The organism is Nocardiopsis salina YIM 90010 (assembly GCF_000341025.1).
In the GTDB taxonomy this organism is placed as follows: Bacteria; Actinomycetota; Actinomycetes; order Streptosporangiales; family Streptosporangiaceae; genus Nocardiopsis; species Nocardiopsis salina.
On record NZ_ANBF01000070.1, the window covers coordinates 1 to 13,208 of the forward strand.

9 protein-coding genes, 3 tRNA genes and 1 pseudogene are annotated in these 13,208 nt (G+C 70.8%); 7 read left to right on the top strand and 6 right to left on the bottom strand.

Going from position 1 to position 13,208, the window contains the following annotated elements; translation table 11 throughout:
• A partial coding sequence (locus D474_RS27885; RefSeq protein ID WP_017612842.1) for an FAD-binding and (Fe-S)-binding domain-containing protein occupies positions 1-1,992 on the top strand: 1,992 nt, incomplete at its 5' end.
• A 36-nt stretch (positions 1,993-2,028) separates the two neighbouring features.
• Here D474_RS27885 and D474_RS0106835 read toward each other — a convergent pair.
• Positions 2,029-2,550: a hypothetical protein gene (locus D474_RS0106835; RefSeq protein ID WP_017612843.1), complete on the bottom strand. Its 522-nt coding sequence runs from the start codon at positions 2,548-2,550 to the stop codon at positions 2,029-2,031.
• Positions 2,551-2,913 (bottom strand): hypothetical protein, encoded by a 363-nt coding sequence (locus D474_RS0106840; protein ID WP_017612844.1) that lies wholly within the window; start codon positions 2,911-2,913, stop codon positions 2,551-2,553.
• A gap of 166 nt (positions 2,914-3,079) precedes the next feature.
• Here D474_RS0106840 and D474_RS0106845 point away from each other — a divergent pair.
• Positions 3,080-3,152, top strand: a tRNA-Asn gene (locus D474_RS0106845).
• Positions 3,153-3,304: 152 nt separating this feature from the next.
• Positions 3,305-3,377: transfer RNA gene (locus tag D474_RS0106850), tRNA-Asn, on the top strand.
• A gap of 114 nt (positions 3,378-3,491) precedes the next feature.
• On the opposite strand, the gene D474_RS0106855 is transcribed toward D474_RS0106850, so the two are convergent.
• The gene (locus D474_RS0106855; RefSeq protein ID WP_017612845.1) at positions 3,492-4,358 is read right to left on the bottom strand and encodes an SAM-dependent methyltransferase; all 867 of its coding nucleotides are present in this window, start codon (positions 4,356-4,358) and stop codon (positions 3,492-3,494) included.
• A gap of 500 nt (positions 4,359-4,858) precedes the next feature.
• On the opposite strand from D474_RS0106855, the gene D474_RS0106860 reads away from it, so the two are divergent.
• Both D474_RS0106860 and D474_RS0106865 read left to right on the top strand, forming a co-directional pair.
• Positions 4,859-5,557, top strand: a complete 699-nt coding sequence (locus D474_RS0106860) for a RibD family protein (protein ID WP_017612846.1) — start codon at positions 4,859-4,861, stop codon at positions 5,555-5,557.
• Positions 5,554-6,033: a deaminase gene (locus tag D474_RS0106865; RefSeq protein WP_040703128.1), complete on the top strand. Its 480-nt coding sequence runs from the start codon at positions 5,554-5,556 to the stop codon at positions 6,031-6,033. Before D474_RS0106860 ends, D474_RS0106865 begins: the two co-directional genes overlap by 4 nt.
• A gap of 66 nt (positions 6,034-6,099) precedes the next feature.
• Here D474_RS0106865 and D474_RS27890 read toward each other — a convergent pair.
• Both D474_RS27890 and D474_RS0106895 read right to left on the bottom strand, forming a co-directional pair.
• A pseudogene (locus tag D474_RS27890) lies at positions 6,100-8,651 on the bottom strand (DEAD/DEAH box helicase).
• Positions 8,652-8,726: 75 nt separating this feature from the next.
• Positions 8,727-9,719 carry a malate dehydrogenase gene (locus tag D474_RS0106895; protein ID WP_017612847.1) on the bottom strand — a complete coding sequence of 331 codons (993 nt, stop codon included), beginning with the start codon at positions 9,717-9,719 and terminating at the stop codon, positions 8,727-8,729.
• 253 nt (positions 9,720-9,972) lie between these two features.
• On the opposite strand from D474_RS0106895, the gene D474_RS0106900 reads away from it, so the two are divergent.
• A tRNA-Ile gene (locus D474_RS0106900) sits at positions 9,973-10,046 on the top strand.
• Between the two features lie 476 nt (positions 10,047-10,522).
• Here D474_RS0106900 and D474_RS0106905 read toward each other — a convergent pair.
• Positions 10,523-11,041 (bottom strand): hypothetical protein, encoded by a 519-nt coding sequence (locus D474_RS0106905; RefSeq protein WP_152476674.1) that lies wholly within the window; start codon positions 11,039-11,041, stop codon positions 10,523-10,525.
• Positions 11,042-11,287: 246 nt separating this feature from the next.
• Between D474_RS0106905 and D474_RS0106910 the strand changes: the two genes are divergently transcribed.
• Positions 11,288-13,192 carry a GDSL-type esterase/lipase family protein gene (locus D474_RS0106910; RefSeq protein WP_017612849.1) on the top strand — a complete coding sequence of 635 codons (1,905 nt, stop codon included), beginning with the start codon at positions 11,288-11,290 and terminating at the stop codon, positions 13,190-13,192.
• Positions 13,193-13,208 lie beyond the last annotated feature (16 nt).

Consider the following 13,208-nt stretch of genomic DNA (forward strand, 5'->3'; position numbering starts at 1 on the left):
GAGGGCATCAACGACCGCATGGTGGCCGCCCTCGACCGCCATGGCTCCTCCGCGCGGGTCCCCCTGCCCGACGGCGGGGCGTGGATGCTCGTGGAGATCGCCGGCGACGACCCCGACGACGCCACTGCCGCGGCCGAACGCATGCTCGCCGCCCTGCCCGAGCACTCCCGCCCCCAGGACTCGGCCGTGGTCACCGACACCGGCCATCAGAAGGCCCTGTGGCGCATCAGGGAGGAGGGCGCCGGCATCACCCAGCGCACCCCCGACGGCCGCGACGCCTGGTCGGGGTGGGAGGACGCCGCGGTCCCGCCGGAGAACCTGGGCGGGTACCTGCGCGACTTCGAGGCCCTGATGGAACGCCACAACCGTTTCGGTGTGGTCTACGGCCACTTCGGCGACGGCTGCCTGCACGTGCGTATCGACTTCGAGCTCACCACCGAGCAGGGCCGCCGCGAGTACCGCGCCTTCATGGAGGAGGCCGCTGAGACCGTCGTCGAACACGGCGGATCGCTCTCCGGCGAGCACGGCGACGGCCAGGCCCGCTCCGAACTCCTGGAACGCATGTACCCGGCCTCCCTCGTGCGCGCCTTCGGTGAGTTCAAGAGCGCCTTCGACCCCGACGGGCTCATGAACCCCGGCATCATCGTCGACCCGCTCCCGTTGGACTCCGACATCCGGGTCTCCACCGACCACCGCCGCCGTCTGCCGCTGCTCGACGACGTCACCATGGCCTACCCCGAGGACGGCGGCGACTTCGAGGCGGCCCTGCGCCGGTGCTCGGGCATCGGCAAGTGCCGCCGCCAGGACGGCCCGGGCGTGATGTGCCCCAGCTACCAGGTCACCCAGGACGAGAAGCACTCCACCCGCGGCCGCGCGCACCTGCTGTTCGAGATGGCCAACGGCGAACTGGTCACCGACGGCTGGCGCTCGGAGGAGGTGCGCGAGAGCCTCGACCTGTGCCTGTCGTGCAAGGGCTGCCTGAGCGACTGCCCGGTCAACGTGGACATGGCCACCTACAAGGCCGAGTTCCTGCACCAGCACTACCGGGGCCGTGTGCGCCCGCCTGCGCACTACTCCATGGGGTGGCTCCCGGTCTGGGCACGCCTGGCCTCGGCCGCGCCCGCCGAGATCAACTGCGCCGCCCGCCTGCCGGGGCTCTCCGCCCTCGCGAAGAAGGCTGCGGGGGTGGCCGGCGAGCGCGACCTGCCCGCCTTCGCCCGCACCTCCTTCACCCGGGCGTTCCGGCGCCGGGCGGCCCGGGGCGAGGCGCGTACGGAGGGGCCGCGTGTGGTGTTGTGGCCCGACACCTTCGGCAACTACATGCACCCGCAGGTGCCCGCAGCAGCGGTACGGGTCCTCGAGGACGCCGGGTTCAGCGTCGTGCTGCCCGAGGGCCAGGTGTGCTGCGGCCTGACGTGGGTCTCCACCGGGCAGCTGGATGTGGCGCGCACCGTGATGCGCCGCTCGGTGGACGCCCTGGGCCAGTTCGTGGCCGAGGGCGTGCCGGTGGTCGGGCTCGAGCCCAGCTGCACGGCCGCGCTCAAGCACGACCTCCTGGAACTCCTGCCCGGTCCGGAGAGCGAACAGGTCGCCGAGTCCGTGCACACCCTGGCCTCGTTCCTCAACCGCCACGCCCCCGACTGGCAGCCGCCGCGCGTGCCCGCCTCGGCGTTGGCCCAGGTCCACTGTCACCAGCACGCCGTGATGGGCTTCGACGACGACCGAGACCTCATCGCCCGCGCCGGAGTGGACGGGGAGGTCCTGGACTCGGGGTGTTGCGGTCTGGCCGGCGACTTCGGGTTCACCGAGGGCCACTACGAGGTCTCCAACGCCATCGGTGAGCGCGATCTCCTGCCGCGGGTACGCGCGGCCGATGCCGAGACCCTGGTGCTGGCCGACGGCTACAGCTGCCGCACCCAGATCGAGCAGGGGACCGGACGCGGATCACTGCACCTGGCGCAAGTGCTCGCACGGGGCCTCGACGGGCGCTGAGACGGCCGCGGTACGGGGGTGTGGGCCCGACGCGGCTCAGACCCCCATCTGCTCGCGCAGGGCGGCCAGGGCGCGGGAGACGGCATCGGAGAGGCGGGGGTCGTCGGCCTCCAGGCCCTCACCCAGGTGCACCCGCCAGTGCACGTCACTGCCGCCGGGGCTACGCCTGGCCACCAGACGGAAACCCGAGGACGACTCCTCCCGCGGGTACGGCACGAATCGGTTGACCAGGATCGTCGAGGTGACCCGCTCCGACACGGTCTCGGCCAGGCGCCGGTAGTCGACGGCGCCGCCGGGGGAGTCGGGTGAACACAGGGGGACGCTCCTGCTGCCCACACCCTCCTCCACGAACGTCATCGCGTCGGGGCTCCAATCGGCGCGGTCGATGTCGGACCACACGACCCGGTGGCCGTCGGGCAGGTACAGCGCGTGTGTGGTGGCGGTGAGGGTCCGGTCGCCCCCGGCACGCTCGGACACGGGCGCGTGCGCGAGCACGCGCTCGCCCCGAACGAGCCGGGAGTGTACGGACTCGGGGGTTCCCCGGCCGAACAGGGGCACTCAGTCCTCCCGGTCCTCGGCGCCCTCACCCGGGACACCCTTGCCGCCCTGGACGCCGTTGCCGTTGGCGGAGCCGTTGGCCATGTGGGTCTCCCACCGGACGAGCTCGAGCTCCTCGTCGGTGGGGCGGGCCAGGAAGTCGCGCACGGACGTGACCGGCATGCGCTCGACCGCCTTGTCGTAGACGGTGCGGCCCGCGTTGCCGACCTGTGCCCCGACCACCCCGGCGACCTCCTGGACGACCGGGCTGTCGGCGACCTTGCGCGCGGTACGGGCGAGCTGTTCGTAGCGTGCCCTGCCCGCCTTCGCGCCCAGGACGTATCCGATGGCGAGTCCGGCGGCGAATGTGATCCGGTAACGCATGGGTCCCTCTTTACAGGCCTCGTCGGCGATGGGCGTGATCCGTGGACAGACGTTACCCGGTCGTGTCGGGGACCACACTGCCGACACCGTCACGAGCACTCCGGAACCGCGCTAGGCTAGGAGGTGTCGCCGCGGCCGCAGCAGCAGGGCCGGGGTGAACGAGCCGTCCCGCGTAGCTCAGTCGGCAGAGCAATCGGCTGTTAACCGATAGGTCACTGGTTCGAGTCCAGTCGCGGGAGCTCCCGTGGAGGTCGACGGTACGTACCTGGAACCTCCGGCCGAGTGCCCGTGGGGGTCGGCATCGGAAACGGTGTCGCGAGCACCCCCGCAGAGGCGCTAGGCTGGGAACAGTCCGGGCGGGCCGCGTGGTCCGGCCGGGGTGAGAACTCCATCCCACGTAGCTCAGTTGGCAGAGCAATCGGCTGTTAACCGATAGGTCACTGGTTCGAGTCCAGTCGTGGGAGCATTCAAGGGTCCTTCCTCAGGGGAGGGCCCTTTTTCGTGTCGGGATCCGGGGCACGCGACCGCCCCACCCGCTCCTGGGTGCGGCGCGTGCCAGGACGGTGTGGGGCGTGCGGTCAGAGCGAGGCCACGCCGCCGACCAGCAGCCGGCGGTTGCGTGCGGGCATCTGGTAACTGCCGTGCACCGGCGGGGGGGGNACGTCGATGAGCCCGGGCTCGGACAGGCGCCACCCGTCGAAGAAGCCCTCGATCTCGCTGCGCGTACGCCAGCGGCCGGTGCCGAGCTGGTCCAGGAAGGTGCGTTCGAGCTGCTGTGCGCGCAGGGCGTCCCTGGGGTGGGAACCCGGATCGGGGCGGCAGAAGTGGCTCAGCACGAGGTGGCTGCCGGGGGCGAGGGCCTCGCGCAGCGCCGCAGTGCAGCGGGCGGGCTCCTCACTGTCGTGTACGTGGGCCAGGGCCCCGACCAGCAGCAGCCCGACGGGGCGCTCGAGGTCGAGGAAGCGGCGCAGTTCCGGGTCGCCCAGCAGCCCATCGGGGCGGGCGGGGGAGCCGTGCACGACGGTCGTGGTCCGGCCGTCGGTGAGCATGGCCCTGTTGTGGGCGACCACCGCGGGATCGTCACTGGCGTAGAGGACCCGTGCGCCGGGCACGTGTTCGCGGGCGATCTGGTGGGGGTCGCCGGGGGTGGGCAGTCCGGCGCCGAGCTGCAGGAACTGGTCGATGCCGTGTTCGCGGGCCAGATGGCGCACGGCGCGCTGAAGGAAGGCGCGTTCGCCTTCGACGAGGTCCTTGAACCCGTGTGCGGCGCGGTCGGCTCGCAGGGCCAGGTCGCGGTCGACGTCGAAGTGATCCTTGCCCCCGAGCTGGAAGGACGTGAGCCGGGCCAGTGTGGGACGGCTGAGGTCCACCAGGGGCGGTGGCTCGGCCCGTGCGCGGTTCCCCCCTGTGGCCTTGAGGAAATCGGGGGAGGTGAAACGTGACATCGCCGTCCTCTTGTCATGAGGTGGGGAAGCATGGTCGACCACTGGATTCTATTCCTCGCGCTCGAGGTTGTTAACAGAAGGGGAGAGATCACAGGTAAAAATCCCACGAGTTCTGTCCCCGAAGCGGTGAACCGTGTGCATTGGGCATGCCTTGGGCGCACTAAGTCTTATATGCCGTATGTCCTGTATGTGGCGATTGCTGTCCCAGGCCCGGAGAGCCCGGCAGGACGGGGCTCCCGGGGTGCCGGGGGGTGTTCACGGCCACGCCGCGGGTGGAGTGTTCGGGGCCTTCGCCCACGGGGCGCGGATCCCGATACCAGTAACAGGAAAATGCTCGACGCAAAAGTAATCTGGTGTCGATCCCGAGGATCCGCTGGTAATGGCTCCGGGGTTCCGGAAAAAGCAGGTTCCGCACCCGGAATGCGCCCTTCGGAAACGGGCCCGCGCCACACGCGCACACGTGTGCGCCCCGGTGCCGGGGGCGCAGCTAGCCTGGATGCATGGAGCGTCCCTACACCATCCTGAGCTGCGCGACCTCGGTCGACGGTCGTATCGACGACACCGGACCCGAACGGCTGCGCCTGTCCAACGAGGCGGACTTCGCCGAGGTCGACGAGCTGCGCGCCGGCTGCGACGCGATCCTCGTCGGTGCCGGGACCCTGCGCGCCGACGATCCGCGCCTGCTCGTGCGGTCGCCGATGCTGCGCGAGCGCCGCCGGGGGCAGGGACGCACCGAGAACCTGATCAAGGCGGTCATCACTCGCACCGGAGACATCGACCCCACGGCGCGCCTGTTCTCCACCGGAGATGCGGGGGCGCTCGTCTACACCGGCGGTGACGGCCTCGCCCTGGCGAAGGAGCGCCTGGACGCGCGCCCCTCCCAGGACCCGCCGGCCGAGGCGGTCGACGCCGGGGACCCGCCCACGGCCGAGGCGGTCCTTGCCGACCTGGCCGCCCGAGGTGTGGAGCGGCTCGTCGTGGAGGGCGGCGGCCATGTGCACACCATGTTCCTGACCTCCGGCATGGCCGACGAACTGCGCCTGGCGGTGGCCCCGTTCTTCATCGGCGACGAGGGCGCGCCCCGATTCGTCATGCCCGGTGCCTACCCTTACAGCCCGGAGACGCCGATGAGCCTGGTCGAGGCGCGTTCGCTCGGCGGCGTGGCCGTGCTGCGCTACTGCCTGAAGGGACGCTCGTGAGCGCCCGCGGGCCCGCTCCGGGGGAAGACGGTGCCGACGCGCACTGGCTGCGGCGCACCGTCGAGCTCTCCGGGCACTGCCCGCCCTCGGAGACCGCGTTCTCCGTGGGCGCCGTCGTCGTCTCCGAGAACGGGACCGTGCTCGGCGAGGGCCACTCGCGGCAGGAGGACCCCCGCGACCACGCCGAGGAGGTGGCGCTGCGGGGGATCGACACCGAGGACGTCCGTCTGGCGGGCGCCACGCTCTACTCCTCGTTGGAACCGTGCAGCTCCCGGTCCTCGCGCCCGCGCTCGTGCAGCACCCTGATCCTGGACACCCCGATCCCGCGGGTGGTCTTCGCCTGGAGGGAGCCGGCCGTGTTCGTCGACTGCGACGGGGCCGAACGCCTGCGGGCGGCCGGCCGTACGGTCGTCGAACGCCCCGACCTGGCCGAAGGCGTGCGCGCTGTCAACGCGCACCTGCTGGGCGCGGCCTGAGCATCCGGGCTCCCGGGTCCGCTGGACGTGCAGTCCGGGCACCCGATCCCTCCGGGTCGGGGGCCGTCACTCGGGGCCGGAGCGGCCCTGGTGCACCGGGGGCAAGCAGGGTGCGGCCTGGTCCATTGCCCGGCCGCACCCCGCCGCAGCGTCAGNGACCGCACGGCCCTCGGCGTCGGAGGCGGCCAGGTCCACCTCCGCGTCGATACCCCAGTCGTGGTCGCCCGCCGGGTCGGCCAGGGTCTGGCGCACCTTCCACGCCGCCTCGCCCTCCTCGATCCCGAGCATCTGCGGGCTGCGTGCGTCCGGGCCGATACCGATGGTGTCGTGGTCCTCGAAGTAGGCCTCCAGCGCGTCCTCCCAGGCCTCGGAGTCCCACTCACCCTCCGGATCGAGCTTGGCCAGCTCGCGGTGGGCCTCACGTGCGGCCAGTTCGACCCGCCGGAACATCTCGTTGCGCACCATGATGCGGAAGGCACGGGTGTTCGCAGTGACCGGGCGCACCCGCTCCTCGGCCTGCTCGGTGCGCTCCGCGTCGCCGGCCGCCTCCGGCTCGGGGTTGGTGAGCTGCTCCCACTCGTCGAGCAGGCTCCCGGCGNGTCGCGCAGCTCCTCGGTCTTGGCGTCGTCGGGCACCGTCTGGTTCAACGCCTTGTACGCTCCGGCCAGGTACCGCAGGACCAGGCCCTCCGAACGCGCCAGCTCGTAGTGGCCCACGAACTCGGTGAAGGTCATCGCCCGTTCGAGCATGTCGCGCACCACCGACTTGGGGCGCAGCGGGTGATCGCCCACCCACGGGTGCCCGCGGCGGTAGACCTCGTAGGCATGGTCCAGCAGCTCCACGAGCGGCTTGGGGTACTCGACCTCCTCCAACCGCTCCATGCGCTCCTCGTACTCGATCCCGTCGGCCTTCATCTGCGCGACCGCCTCGCCGCGGGCCTTGTTGAGCTGAGCACCCAGGATCTGGCGTGGGTCGTCGAGCGTGGACTCCACGACGCTGAGCACGTCCAGCGGGTAGGTCGGCGACTCGGAGTCCAGCAGCTCCAGCGCGGCCAGGGCGAAGGTCGACAGCGGCTGATTGAGGGCGAAGTCGGCCTGCAGGTCGACGGTCAGGCGCGCGGTGCGGCCCAGCTCGTCCGGCTCGTCCAGTGTCTCGACGATGCCGCCGTCCAGGAGCGAGCGGTAGATCGCGATCGCCTCGCTGATGTGGCGCCTCTGCGTCCTGCGGTCGTCGTGGTTCTGGGTGAGCAGGTGCTTCATCGCGGTGAAGCAGTTCCCGGGGCGCGCGATGACACTGAGCAGCATCGCGTTGCTGACCTTGAACCGGGAGTTCAAGGGTTCGGGCTCGGCCTCCACCAGTTTGCGGAAGGTCGCCTCGTCCCAGGCAACGAAACCGTCGGGGGCCTTCTTGCGCACGACCTTGCGGCGCTTCTTGGCGTCGTCGCCCGCCTTGGCCAGAGCCTTCTCGTTCTCGATGACGTGCTCGGGCGCCTGCACGACCACGTTCCCGACCGTGTCGAAACCCGCCCGGCCCGCACGGCCCGCGATCTGGTGGAACTCACGCGCCCGCAGCCGCCGTACCCGCACGCCGTCGTACTTGCTCAGAGCCGTGAACAGCACCGTGCGGATGGGCACGTTCACGCCCACACCCAGGGTGTCGGTGCCGCAGATGACCTTGAGGAGCCCGGCCTGCGCCAGGCGTTCCACCAGGCGCCGGTACTTGGGCAGCATGCCCGCATGGTGCACCCCGATGCCGTGGCGCACGTACCGCGACAGGTTGCGCCCGAACTTCGTCGTGAAACGGAACGCGCCGATCTCCTCGGCGATCCGGGCCTTCTCCTCCTTGGTGCACATGTTGATACTGGTCAGCGACTGGGCGCGCTCGACCGCCTGTGCCTGGGTGAAGTGCACGATGTAGATCGGGGCCCCACCGTTGCCCAACAGCTCCTCGAGCGTCTCGTGCAGCGGGGTCGACCGGTAGTCGTAGTACAGCGGGACGGGGCGCTCGGCCGAGGCGACCACGGAGGTCGTACGTCCGGTACGCGCAGTGAGGTCCTCCTCGAACCGGCTCACGTCGCCGAGCGTGGCCGACATCAGCAGGAACTGCGCCTGGGGCATCTCCAGCAGCGGTACCTGCCACGCCCAGCCGCGCTCCGGCTCTGCGTAGAAGTGGAACTCGTCCATGACGACGGTGTTGATGTCGGCGTCCTTGCCCTCGGCCAGGGCGATCTGTGCCAGGACCTCCGCTGTGCAGCAAACGATGGGCGCATCGGAGTTGACACTGGCGTCGCCGGTCATCATGCCGACGTTCTCGGTGCCGAAGATCTTGCAGAGGTCGAAGAACTTCTCCGAGACCAGCGCCTTGATGGGTGCGGTGTAGAACGCGCACTCGTCCCGGGCCAGCGCGGCGAAAAGGGCGCCGGTGGCGACCATGCTCTTGCCCGAACCGGTCGGGGTGTTCAGGATGACGTTGGACCCGGAGACGACCTCGATGAGGGCCTCCTCCTGGTGGGGGTAGAGGGTGAGGCCCCGCTCTTCGGCCCACGAGGCGAACGCCTCGAAGAGGGAATCGGGTTCTGGTTCGGCCGGAAGCGCATCAATGAGACTCACACTCCCCATACTGCCTGCTCCGCCACCCGCTCGGTGACGGAGCCGGACGCAACGGCGGGCNGAGTGCGGTCCGCGTGCGACCGGTTACTTGACCAGGCCGAGCTTGCGGACGGTGTCGCGCTCCTCGGAGAGCTCCTTGACGGAGGCGTCGATGCGGCCGCGGGAGAACTCGTCGATCTCCAGGCCCTGCACGATCTCCCACTTGCCGTTCTTGGACACGGCCGGGAAGGAGGAGATGAGGCCCTCGGGCACGCCGTAGGAGCCGTCGGACGGGAAGGCCGCGGAGGTCCAGTCGCCCTCGGGGGTGCCGTTGACCCAGTCGTGGACGTGGTCGATGGCGGCGTTGGCGGCGGAGGCGGCCGAGGAGGCGCCCCGGGCCTCGATGATCGCGGCGCCGCGCTTGGCGACGGTCGGGATGAAGTCGTCCTCGATCCAGGTCTGGTCGTTGACCGCCTGGGCGGCGTTCTTTCCGGCGACCTCGGCGTTGAAGATGTCGGGGTACTGCGTGGCGGAGTGGTTTCCCCAGATCGTGAGCTTCTTGATGTCGTTGATCGACACGTTCAGCTTCTTGGCGAGCTGGGTCAGCGCACGGTTGTGGTCCAGGCGCGTCATGGCGGTGAAGCGCTCGGCCGGGACGTCGGGGGCGTGGTTCTGCGCGATGAGGGCGTTGGTGTTGGCGGGGTTGCCCACGGCCAGGATGCGGATGTCGTCCGCGGCGCCGGCGTTGATGGCCTCGCCCTGGGGCTTGAAGATGCCGCCGTTGGCCTCGAGGAGGTCACCGCGCTCCATGCCCGGGCCGCGGGGACGGGCGCCCACGAGCAGGCCGACGTTGGCGCCCTCGAAGGCCTGGTTGGGGTCGTCGAAGATGTCGATGCCCTGCAGCAGCGGGAAGGCGCAGTCGTCCAGCTCCATCGCGGTGCCCTCGGCGGCCTTGACGCCCTGCGGGATCTCCAGCAGGCGCAGCTTGACCGGGGTGTCGGTGCCGAGGAGCTGGCCGGAGGCGATCCGGAAGAGCAGGGCGTAGCCGATCTGGCCGGCAGCGCCGGTGACGGTGACGTTGACGGGTGCGTTGGACATGAAGTGAATCTCCTGACGACGTTGTGCGACCCGCGATGTTACCAACGGGTTCGACGCGGCGTCGGTGCCGTGCCGCTGGGGTCCGACCAGGCGTGCGCCGCACCTCACCACCCTAGACCGCCGCCGTGCGCGGCCGGTGACCGAGGTCCCTCCGGGGGCGGCGGTGCCCGCCCGGCGGGGCCCGGCCCTACAACGGATTTACGGCGAGGAAACGGCGGACGCACCCTGTTAGGATGACTTCGCCTTCCACGGCGGGCCGGTAGCTCAGTCGGTCAGAGCATGGGACTCATAATCCCTGGGTCGCGGGTTCGAGCCCCGCCCGGCCTACCCCCCTTCGAACACAATAAAAGCGCCGCCGACCTGCAAAGACAGGTCGACGGCGCGCTTTTTTCGGGTGTCCGGCCGTGTACGTTGGGCTACCGCTTTGTCCGGATGTCCACGTCGAATGCACGTGGAAGTTCTACGTCCAGAATCCGCCGAACCCGGGTCCGGTCCTCCGCGGACCCCGTTCGCCTGTGCCGAGGAACCGGACATCATTCTTCAGAAGTGCGCCAGGGGTGTCTTCCGTCCATTCCCTCACGAGCGCGGGCAGGGGAGCACCCGCCCGACCGGACGGATCCGTTCCGGGGCGAACGGTGCGGTGCAGCGGCCGTCGTGCAGAAGAGGGGCGGTGGGCAGCTTCGCCCGCCTGCTCGAGCTCATCGTCCTGGCCTGCTTCGCGGCCGTGCGAGGTCGTCGACGGCTGATGCGACCGGGCGATCGCCCACGGGGCCTGGATCGGGGGATTTGTCGGCCTCGGGCGGCTATGGCGTAGGCTCCTCGGGGAGCGGGGGCTCCCTCGTCTCGCCGGCGGGGCCGCGGTGCGCCAGGTACGCGTTCCGGGCCAGGTGCAGCCGCCGGGAACGCCACCGGACGCTCAGCAGGACCGTCACGGCCACGATCCCCAGGATCACGGCCGCATACGTGGCCAGGGGCACGGGTGGGAACCCGAACACGATGTTCCCCGTGTGGGACACGGCCATCAGAGCGTTCAGCACCACCGCCGCCGGGAGCAGCGGCGGGGTCCACGGGTTGCGCAGCTGGATCATCCGTGCACGCGCGCGGGCGCACACGTCCCGGGCCGCCTCGGTGTCGTCCACTCTCTCGCCGCGTGCGATGGTCCGTTCGGCCGCGCGTGTGCGGTCGGGGTTCATCCACCACACGGCGTCCTCGTCGAAGGGGTTCGTGCCCCAGGGGTGATGACCGTGGCGCCGGTTCCACCTCACCCCCATGGCGAGGGTGACGAGATACCCCAGCACCAGGACCGCCAGAACCAGGAGCATGAACACGGAGGCCGGGTCGAGGATGGCGACTCCTACCCTCGAGGGGACGGGAACCTCCCCATGCCCGATCAGCATCGGAGCACACGGCGCACCGGGGTGGGGCGAATCACCGCAAGTGCCCCTGCCCGGGGTTTCGGTCGCTCTAGAATGGCCGCCGGGCGGGGTGCTCCACGTCTCGGCAACCACCGCTCTCCCGAGCGCGTCCGACCTGTGGGCGGACCACCCGACATCCGGGGGAAGTGATTGGTGAGCGGCGAGACGCGGTGGCCGGTACTGCCCGGCCCGTGGCGACAGGTGTGGGAGGACCGCCCCCTCAAGGTTCTGGCAGGGGCGCTCGCCCTCGTGCTCGTGCTCGGTCTGCTCGTGACCCTGACGCGTGACAGCGCTGTGCTGCCGGAGGAGGAGGCGGAAGCGGCCATACCCCGGTCCCACCCCCTCGAGGACCACCTCGACCAGTTCGGCATCTCCCGAGACGGCAGCCCCACCGGGGACATCGACGGCGGGGGCCACGGCCTGTCCGCGGAGGCGCTGGCCGCGGCCGGATGGCGGCCGGGGGTTCCGGTCACCGTCCACGGTACGGAGATGCGACTGCCCGAATACGGTCCCGGTCAACCCGATCACCTGCTCTCCGACGGGCAGCGGGTCTCGGTCGTTCCGGGCGCCTACAGCAGCCTGACCCTGCTGGCCACCGCCACCCGCAACGACGGCGACCCCACCGGGGCGCAGGGGCAGGGCCGGATCGTCTACGCCGACGGCGGCGAGGACACCTTCGACCTGTCCGTGCCCGATTGGACCGAGGGGCCGGCCGGGGACGCCGCGCTCAACCTCCCCTACGCCAATGTCGAGGGGCAGGCGGAACCCAGCCAGGTCGGAGCGGTGCGGCTGTACGCACGCTCCGTTCCGGTCGACCCCCACCGCGAGGTCGACCACGTGGTCCTGCCGCGGGTGCACGACCAGGCCGCGCGTATGCACGTCTTCGGGATGGGCGGGCGTCCGGCCGACCACCCGTGGACGGGCACGTGGGGGCGCTCGGCCTCCAGCTACGTCGAGGTCGGTCCGTGGGAGGACCAGACGGTGCGCCTGTCCGCGCGCACCACGACCGGCGGCACCAACGTCCGGATCCGTCTGGAGAACACCTTCGCCCACGAGTCGGTGCGCATCGGCGCTGCCTCCATCGCCCTGCGCGAGGACGGCGGTCCCTCGGTGGAGGGTGCCACGGTCCCGCTGGAGTTCGGTGGTGAGAGCGAGGTGAACATCCCCGCCGGCGGCCAGGTGTACAGCGATCCGGTGGAGATCACTCTTCCCCCGCACAGCGACATCGCCGTGAGCCTGTACCTGCCCGATGAGGTCAAGGCGGCACCGGTGCACTTCGCCGCGGCCGACACCAGCTACGCGACGGTCGCCGGAGACGGGGACCGGACGCAGGAGACCTCGGGTGAGCCCTTCACCGAGCACCTGTACCAGTGGCCGTTCCTGACCGGGGTGGAAGTGTTGGAGGGCCCCGGTGCGATCGTCACCCTGGGCGACTCCATCACCGACGGCGCACGCACCACCCGTGACGCCCACGCGCGCTGGCCCGACGAGCTGAGCCGACGCCTGGAGGCCCAGCCGGGCCTGCCCGCCCCAGGCGTGATCAACGCCGGGGTGGCCGGCAATCACGTGGTGCGGGACGGATACCCGGGCGAAGGCGTCTCGACCAACTCCACGGGCGTGGCCCTGGCCCATCGGGCGCCCAGGGACGCGTTCTCCCAGGCGGGGGCGGACACGCTCGTGGTGTGGGCGGGCATCAACGACCTGAGGTGGGGCACGGGCCCGGCCGAGGTCGTGGAGGGCCTGAGTGCGGTCGCGGCGCAGGCACGCGAGTACGGGATGCGGGTGTTCGTCGCGACGCTGGGGCCGTGCGGTGGTGAGCTGCGGTGCACCGAGGAAGTGGAACAGGGCCGCCAGTACGTGAACTCGTGGCTGCGCGAGCAGGCCGGTGACCCGGACTCCGTCTTCGAGGACGTGTGGGACTTCGACGAGGTGCTGCGCGACCCGGACGACCCCGGGCGGCTGTTCCCCGAGTACGACTCGGGCGACCACATCCATCCCGGTGACGCGGGCATGGAGGCGCTGGCGGAGTCGGTGGAGCCGGCCCAGCTCATCGGCTGACCGGCGCGCAGCGTCC

What these genes read in the sequence shown, in the direction of transcription:
- D474_RS0106905 (WP_152476674.1), bottom strand. Translation starts at nt 11,041, where the DNA reads ATGCTCCTGGTTCTGGCGGTCCTGGTGCTGGGGTATCTCGTCACCCTC.
- D474_RS0106895 (WP_017612847.1), bottom strand. Translation starts at nt 9,719, where the DNA reads ATGTCCAACGCACCCGTCAACGTCACCGTCACCGGCGCTGCCGGCCAG.
- D474_RS0106840 (WP_017612844.1), bottom strand. Translation starts at nt 2,913, where the DNA reads ATGCGTTACCGGATCACATTCGCCGCCGGACTCGCCATCGGATACGTC.
- D474_RS0106860 (WP_017612846.1), top strand. Translation starts at nt 4,859, where the DNA reads ATGGAGCGTCCCTACACCATCCTGAGCTGCGCGACCTCGGTCGACGGT.